The 8,454-nt window shown below is 43.6% G+C and carries 6 protein-coding genes; all 6 read right to left on the bottom strand.

The features are described from left to right. Nucleotides 1-145 precede the first annotated feature (145 nt). Entirely contained in the window at nt 146-592 is a 447-nt protein-coding gene (locus tag BT112_RS21260) for a hypothetical protein (RefSeq protein ID WP_139276348.1), read from the bottom strand. Beyond that, on the bottom strand, nt 589-2,376 hold the full coding sequence (locus BT112_RS21255; RefSeq protein WP_072319462.1) for an RHS repeat domain-containing protein: 1,788 nt from the start codon (nt 2,374-2,376) through the stop codon (nt 589-591). The genes BT112_RS21260 and BT112_RS21255 overlap by 4 nt, the downstream gene beginning before the upstream one ends. 302 nt (nt 2,377-2,678) lie before the next feature. After that, complete coding sequence (locus tag BT112_RS21250; RefSeq protein ID WP_072319461.1) at nt 2,679-2,888, bottom strand: hypothetical protein; 210 nt, start codon at nt 2,886-2,888, stop codon at nt 2,679-2,681. Between the two features lie 6 nt (nt 2,889-2,894). After that, nucleotides 2,895-7,355 carry a DUF6443 domain-containing protein gene (locus BT112_RS21245; protein ID WP_175545858.1) on the bottom strand — a complete coding sequence of 1,487 codons (4,461 nt, stop codon included), beginning with the start codon at nt 7,353-7,355 and terminating at the stop codon, nt 2,895-2,897. A 124-nt stretch (nt 7,356-7,479) separates the two neighbouring features. Further along, nucleotides 7,480-8,106 (bottom strand): RHS repeat domain-containing protein, encoded by a 627-nt coding sequence (locus BT112_RS21240; RefSeq protein WP_072319459.1) that lies wholly within the window; start codon nt 8,104-8,106, stop codon nt 7,480-7,482. A gap of 30 nt (nt 8,107-8,136) precedes the next feature. Then, the coding region (locus tag BT112_RS21235) for a transposase (protein WP_139275936.1) at nt 8,137-8,454 on the bottom strand (318 nt) is incomplete at its 5' end.

Here is an 8,454-nt window from a genome sequence, read left to right as displayed (position 1 = left end):
TCAACATCATTTTGGAAGCCCCTCAGAGAGGAGCATGACGTTTTGGCCTGTCCTTGATGTGCAGTGAGCTGCGAAGTCGGAGACGTTCGCAGAGCACAGAACACTTCGTAGAGCGGGGCTTTAGCATTTTTACACTAAGTAAGAATTAATTTGAACTTATTTTAAGTAGTTCATTTATACGTTTAGCTAAATCGTCATTTCTATATAAACCGTCTTCAAAGAAAAACACATAGCCTCCATTAATACGACTCATTTTAATCAAATATTTTTTGCTTCTATGCTCCCCAATATTTATATAGACACTGTAATCCCTATCTCCCCTGTGTCGAGCCCATAAATCAAAATCCAAAGACTCAAACATTTCATAGAAGTGTTTAATAGTATCTTCGTCAGTAATAACACTTATCTCATTTGGTATTTTGGAATGATATTCTAAATTGCCACCCTTTTTAAATTCCAAATAAATTTTGGCAGGTTTTTCTTCTGAAAAATATTTATCAGGAGATGCGGTATTCTTTGGGAAGTACAAATACCCCATAATGAACAATATCAACAAGATTAGTATTATAGATGTTATATATTTTTTTCTCATTTGTCTGACCTATAAATGTAATCTGACACACCCAGATAACCCGAAAAACTCACAGGCAAAGGCACTACTCCTCCTGAAACACCCAAAGAAATAGCCTCGTATGTCGTCTTTGTAAATCCTCTCCAATTCCAATTTTTGTCAAAAGGTTTCTGAAACTCAACTCCTCGATGATACGCTCCTGCTATGGAAGCTGGACCAAAAGCTTTAACATCTGCTTGCAAGCCCATTTCAGCACCTTTAAAAACATCTAAATCCGGATTAGGCTGTGTAGCATAAAAACCTGTTAGAGTACCTGTTATACCTCCTTCAACTCCCATTAGACCATTCATTTGAAGTGTGACACCAAAATCTCCTTTGTTTTCTCCTTTCAAAATACCTAATACAGAAACTTCAAGTTGCGCTCCTCCTTTATATGCAGCTTCTGCACTTGCATTTATAGACAAAGCATCCGGTAAATACTCACTACCACCTAATTTTTCGGTATAGTCTGTTAATTTGTCATCAAAATAAACATTTGTCGTTTCTGTTCCTGTATAAGTCAACCCATTAGATTCTAAATTGACTTCTGTTTCAATTAAATCTGTATGTATTCTAAACGCCTCTACCGATTTACCTTGTTCATTTAACATTCGGATAACTATGTCTTCTGGCGCCATCCCGGTTGGGTCAGTCCATTTTATAGGGTTATTGTATGTAAAAACATAGGGTGACCATTCCGGGAACTCTTCCGACAACGGATCGGGAGACATCCATCTACCAATAGCTGCATTATAATTCCTTGCCCCAAAGTCATGCCAGTTCAGACTAAGTTCTTTTTGATGTTCTTTGCCCTGGTAGGTTTGATAGTTATTTTCCGGGCCATTGATCTGATTATTGTACCCTCTATGTTCCAGGCCAAATGGGTAATAATTATTCTCTTCGATAATTTCCAGTTGCGGGGCACTTGCTGTCCCCGTATTGGTGTAGGACAATCGTACATTCCCCAGATGATCTTTATACTGATAAACATACGTATACGTATTGTTCTCCTTAGTCACATAACCTTCCGGGGTATTAAAAAACTGCAACTGCCCGTTTTCATAGATATAGTTCCCGGCATACTCCGTTGCTGTCACAGAACTTCCCTGGGTAACCTCTTTCTTTAATTTGGTTCCCGAGGCATCGTAAATATAAGCAATTTTATTGCTGCCGAAACTGACCTGGGTAGGAAGATTTAAATGATTATAGCTAATCCCGGTGATCCCCTTATTAGCGTCCGTCAGTAAATTGCCGTTGGCATCATAGGTATAATCGTTGCCCGTATTGGTCCCGTCCTTAAATCCGTAGGTCTTGTTACCACTGTCCGCTACTTTTAAAAGCTTGTTACCCGTATCATAGGTATAAGCCAGGTTGTCCATCACCCCGAAAGAAGTGGCGCCACTGTTCAGGTGTCCCCTGCGGGTTAAATGTTCTATATTCCCGTTCTTATCATAGGTAATCCCTTCTACCGTATAACGGTCCGTCTGCCCGCCACCGTTAAACTTCCCGGAGGTGATCCGGTTCAATGCATCATAGGTGTAGGCATAACGTCTCATGGTATTATCGTTGCTTGTTTTCCAATACGTCTCTGCTATGTTACCATTGTATAAAGGATCAACCACCCCGCTACGGCTCTTGTTGTAATTGATCTGGAAGTTAAACAGCTTTCCCGAAGGATGATCTACATCGTTGATATCCGTCAGCCATCCCCGGACATTGTATGTATACGCTATGCGTTGTAAAGGGTTTTGGGGCGTATTACCCACCTTCTCCCGCTCAGCTCAGGAGTTTGCAACTTCGCTACCCAAATCTTCAATAAAAAGAAAAAAACGAAAAACGCCTATCCGGGGTGTATCCCGGTTACTCACAAGTCTTACTTTATTTATCGCTGCAATGACCGTTCCTTGGTCATGACGTTTTGGCCTGTCCTTGATGTGCAGTGAGCTGCGAAGTCGGAGACGTTCGCAGAGCTCGGAACACTTCGTAGAGCGGGGATAAAAACCCAGGAAGCCTATAAATGAAAACCGCCACAGTGGGCGGTTTTGGGAGTAAATTCAAAAATGATTCTTTAGGATATTAAAAGTTTATCTTTTGCCTTTTGCAATATTTCTAAAAAGACCGAATAGTTTATTTTTCCTACTATCTCAGTATAAAACTCTATTTCAAAATGCCCATTTTCGTTATTTATTTCACATATAAGATCATCACCTAACCATATTTCTGCTACTAAATTCTCTCTATCGGGAACACTTGCTATTTGAATTTCAAATTTTTTCATACAACTTTACTTTTCTATCAATCCAATAAATGTTTTTCCGTCTTTACTAAATCTTGCCCCTTGCCCATTTGGAGCTACTATTTCCACAATATCTCCAAATCTTGCATGGTGTCGGGTTGTAGCTGTTGAGCCAGGGTTATTTAAAATCTCATTAAGAATTTTTTCTCCCTGTGCATTTATAGTCGCGGGATTTCCCGTGGCCTGTGGAAATTTAGACCCTACACGACTGCCATGCTTCTGTAAAGCTCTCCCTATTTTAGTTAAACCTCCCTTATTCAAAATTTTAGCCACTCTTATTAGGTTTTTCGGATCATAACTTCCTCCTATCAACCCTATCGCGCCAAGACCTCCTTTATATCCTCCACCGATTATTACACCTTGGTCATTCACATGATAATTTGCTCCGTAGGCTACTACAACCCGATAGCCTTGTAGATTTTCTGCTATTTCTGCAAAAGTATGTTCCCAACCGGATAATTCAGTTATAGCAGGAGCTATTTTTTCTCCCCTGCTCCCAAAAATCTTGCCTATCTGTGCATCCTGAAAAGTATTTGGAGTGCTCCCTCCAGATGGACTCACTGTGACTTCATCTAAAACAGTAACATGCTGGGTATCACTACCCCTGTAATCATCGTAGATATCTCCATCGGGACAAGAAATCACATTTCCATTGGCATCATAGCAATTACCTCCATCCGGGTCAAAAGCAACTACCGGATTATTTCCCATAGCTACATAAGGAGACATAAACTGCTCATAAGGATCGGGAGTATGGAACCGTATAAGAGTAGGACAATAATGTCTTAAATCAAATTCATACAAGTTCAATCCAAGACTTTCGTTATATTCTTCACCTTGATATTTAAACTTCTCGGCTATAAAGTTGGTACTTGGACTTACCATGCTTTTATAGCCGCGGTGTAACAATCCCCCAGGATAGTAATTGTTCTCCGACAAAGTTTCGGTAGCCGGGTCGATCACCCCATTGTTATTCAGGTCTGCATAGGTCACTCGCACGTTGCCTAAATGATCCTTATACTGGTAAATATATGTATAAGTACCGCTCTCTTTGGTTACATAGCCCTCCGGATGACTAAAAAACTGTAGTTGCCCATTCTCATAGATATATCCATTGGCATACTCCGTACCTGTCACAGAACTTCCCTGGGTAACTTCCTTCTTTAACTTAGTACCAAAGGCATCGTAAATATAAGCAATTTTATTGCTCCCGAAACTGACCTGGGTAGGAAGGTTTAAATGGTTATAGCTAATCCCGGTGATCCCCTTATTGGCGTCCGTCAGTAAATTGCCGTTGGCATCATAGGTGTAATCGTTGTTCGTATTGGTCCCGTCCTTAAATCCGTAGGTCTTGTTACCACTGTCCGTTACTTTTAAAAGCTTGTTACCCGTATCATAGGTATAAGCCAGGTTGTCCATCACCCCGAAAGAAGTGGCGCCGCTGTTCAGGTGTCCCCTGCGGGTTAAGTGTTCTATATTCCCGTTCTTATCATAAGTAATACCTTCTACCGTATAACGGTCCGTCTGCCCGCCACCGTTAAACTTCCCGGAAGTGATCCGGTTCAATGCATCATAGCTGTAGGCATAACGTCGCATCGTATTGTCACTGCCCGTCTTCCAGTACGTCTCCGCTATGTTTCCGTTAAACAATGGGGTTACCGTTCCGCTTCGGCTCTTGTTGTAGTTGATCTGAAAGTTAAACAACTTTCCCGAAGGATGATCTACATCGTTGATGTCCGTCAGCCATCCCCGGACATTGTATGTATACGCTATGCGTTGTAAAGGGTTTTGGGGCGTATTCCCCACCTTCTTCTCCGTTAACTGCCCTAATTCATCATACACATTTTCGGCGATAAGTTCGCCGGGAATGCTGATCGAAGCACTAAAACTGGCGCTACTGGTGGCCTTGAAATGGAAACCGGGTTTTAATATAACAGAACTGCTGGCTATTTTACTCTGATGCCCTGTAAGCTGTTCGTTCAATTCGATATTCGCGGCCGAAGCTTCTTCCGTACCGCAATCGCCTCCCAGGCATTGTAACTGCCGTAAAAGCCGGCCTGCATGGTCGTATTCGAAAATATCGGTGGTCACTATAGGGGCATTACTGCCTTTGGTATGGGTGGTCCGGGTTTTTAGTACCTTACCGGTAAAGTCCAGCAGGCTTTCCACCACATCGGTAGTGTTCAGGTAAGGGTTCCTGCTGGCCGTATAGATCAATCGGCCCTTGCTGTCATAGGCATTCAGGGTGGTGATCCAGTGATCGGTGCCCAACACACGGACCTTACTTCCCGTGGCCATTGTTTTGGTTCTTTTGTCCACAGCCTGTCCCAATACATTCGTGGGTTTGGTTAACCCGGCCAGGTCAAAGGTATAATCGTCGTAATAGTTGATCGTAAGGATCTCTGCCATGCCATGCGGAATGGCATCATTATTATAATACACCGCAGTGCCGGCATAGGTGTTCGGCGTAGTGGTTTTGGCTACAAATGGCTTATAGGTAGCTGTATTGTTGGCCGTATTTTGCAGGACCGTTCTGCTGCTCTCACTACCATGAAACCCCGTATAAGCCACCCGGCCAAAAGCATCATACTTGGTAAAAAGCCATCGCTTTTGAGCCTTTAACAGCGAATCCTGCGTCATCACAGGTTGGTCCAGCGTATTGTAAACGATATACTCCCACGCTTTACCAGGAAGCTTCTTCTCGACCAGGCGATTACGGCCATCATAGCGATACTGGTAGCACAATTCGTTGCGCTCTGTCCCGGATATCCCATCTGAAATATTGACTTTAGGAGGGATTACATAGGTCAGGTTTCCGTAATCGTCGTAAACGTAATACGTGTCATGCTGGGCACCACTATTGTACGACCGTTTTAAGACCACCCGGCCCTGCTTGTCCTTAAACTCTTCCGTGGTGTGATCTTTTGTTGTCCCGCTATGGTTCTCATCGCGGGTTATTGTTTTATACAATTGTCCCGCTCCGTAATACCCGTTGTTTGCCGAAGACAACACCAGGGCGGGGATATAGGTAAATACTCCGGCAGGAGATTCGTTAACCGTAATATTCACCTGGTAAAGGCGTACTTCCTGCCCGGTATTGGTATCGTAGTCAAACTCCACCTCATGTCCACTACCCTGTCTCCAGTCCTTACCCGGGGCCGCCTGCTTTTCTACCCTGTTCAGCGGGGAAGCCTCTAACTGCTTCCGGGCATACGCATTGACCTGAGAGACCGTGAGTCCCGTAAAATCCGCAGGGTATCTTGCCTGGTAATACGCCTGGGTACTCCCTGCCACATCCCCACTACGGAAACTACCATAGCTGTCCGATGAGGAAGCAGGAACAAAAGGAAGATATTCCTTGTCCTGACGGCCAAAGGCATCATAATCGATATGCGTTACAATATCCTTTACCCCGGGAGTCTGCCGTATGCCTATTTCCTGTTTTGGTCTACCCAGACCGTCGTAATACACAATAGATTCCCGGACATCCTCCACCAGCGTTACGCTTGACGGATCGGACATTGCCCTGGTATAAGTCCGGGTGTAAACATAGTTATCATTACTGAATTGTACCGGGGTATAAGGAGGTTTGGCACATCCGTAGTATGTCCCTTTTTCTTCAGGGCAGAGATCGTCCCCATTGGCTACATACCCTTCCTGCTCCGTACAAGCGACGATCGTATCGTTAGGATCTCCGAATCCGTCACCATCTTTATCCGCATACCAGGTTTTTCCTCCTCCGTTAACCGTATAGTTTATTACCCGGGCACTACTCCAGCAAGCCATACTCTCGTTTCTTGCTCTTAAATAATATACTGTGCCCGCACTTAGTCTGACAGTGTCTTTTGCATTTTCCGGGCTCATGCTTGTACCCGTAGGACTACTCTGCCAATACCACGCGACTCCCTGGGGAGGATTACTCCGGACCAAAACCGTATGACCACAATTATTAATGATTTGAGGCATCGTGGGGGATTGAGGATTACTTGTAACCGTTACCGCAACAGATCCGCTCCCTGTACTCCAGGCTCCGGTAGATTTACGGGCCCTGATATAATAAGTACCACTACTGGTAACCGTAAAGTTTGCCCCGGACCCCAGGTCCGTTCTTTGTCCGTTCGGATTTGTCCCCTGCCAATACCAGGTAGTACCATTGGGAACCGATCCTCCTCTTGCTAAAGTTACAGCCCCACATACAGCACTATTAATAACAGGGGCTGGTGGATCAACAAGAGGCAAATTTCCTATTACAATTGACAGTGAAAAACTTCCGGCAGCGGGATAATTAAAGCGTACCGTTCCGCTATTCACTGCCTGATCCCATTTTACCCTAATGGCACTGCCACTGCCACCAGAAGTTATTGTCCCTCCCTGCACAGTCCATATAGCTCCTGATATATTCCCCTGATATCCAACAACCTCGTAAATTTCAGAATCATTATAGTTCACATTAGTATCACCTACTAACTGAACATTTTGAGCAGATAAGCCTATAGTTAAAAAACTACAAAACAAGCTTATACAAATTAAAAGTATATTTTTTTTCATTTCTATATAATGTAGGTCGTGCCGGTTAGTTTTTATAATGATATTTATTTTCCTGGAGCAACATCTCCTTATCGTCACGGATAAATTCCAGACGATTGAAATCATCATAATCATAAGTTGTTTTACGACCACTCACATCGGTCATACTGGTCATTCCTACCAGGGGTTCGTAGGTATATGTAGTTATTTGTGCATGTACCGGGTAAAAACGTATTTCGTCGATATACCGGTTTGACTGTCCTATAGTCTTGCTAAAACTCCCGGAAGATGTCAGTGATACGGGTTCCTCTTTATGTTCCCAACTTTGCAAACCGGTATTATAAATCCAGTATTCGAGAATATAATCACCAGGAGCCGGAGATTCCAGGTTGATCTGGTAGGTTCCGTAATGGCTATATTTTCCTGTATATGCATGTGTTGAGTTGCTGTTAACATCTTCTTCAAAACTTGTATGGAAAAATTTTCCGGAATACACTCCGGTGACCAAATGATTAAATCCTATGCGACCATCAAAAGTGAAATTGGGTAATCCCATATTTCCGGAGCCGTTGTGGATAAAACTGGAATTGTTAGCGTTGAACCTGAGGGAATACTCACCGGCAGGTAAAAACACAGAAAGCTGTTTTCCTCCCGAAGGTACGATCCACCCCATACTGGCATAATGATTAAAGGGGTCTGTAAATTAAACTCTGTCTGATTGTTCTCCCCTTCGGGGGGTACCCCCCGAAGGGGAGGCCGCTAAATCCAAGGGAATCCGGTTCCCAAATTTAATGTATAATTGCTGGATGGTCAAACTCCAATTTTGCAAGGGGCTGGTCCATTTCTTCTCGATATTTTTGGTGGCCAGGTACACCAGCTTTAGCAAGGCCATATCGTTGGTAAAGGCTCCTTTGGTCTTGGTCACCTTACGCACCTGGCGGTGGAAGCCCTCTACGGCATTGGTGGTGTAAATGATCTTGCGAATCGGTTCGGTGTACTCAAAATACTGTGAAAGTTCTTC

The organism is Sinomicrobium oceani (assembly GCF_900119185.1).
Classification (GTDB): domain Bacteria; phylum Bacteroidota; class Bacteroidia; order Flavobacteriales; family Flavobacteriaceae; genus Sinomicrobium; species Sinomicrobium oceani.
This window is presented reverse-complemented; position numbering and strand designations above follow the sequence as displayed.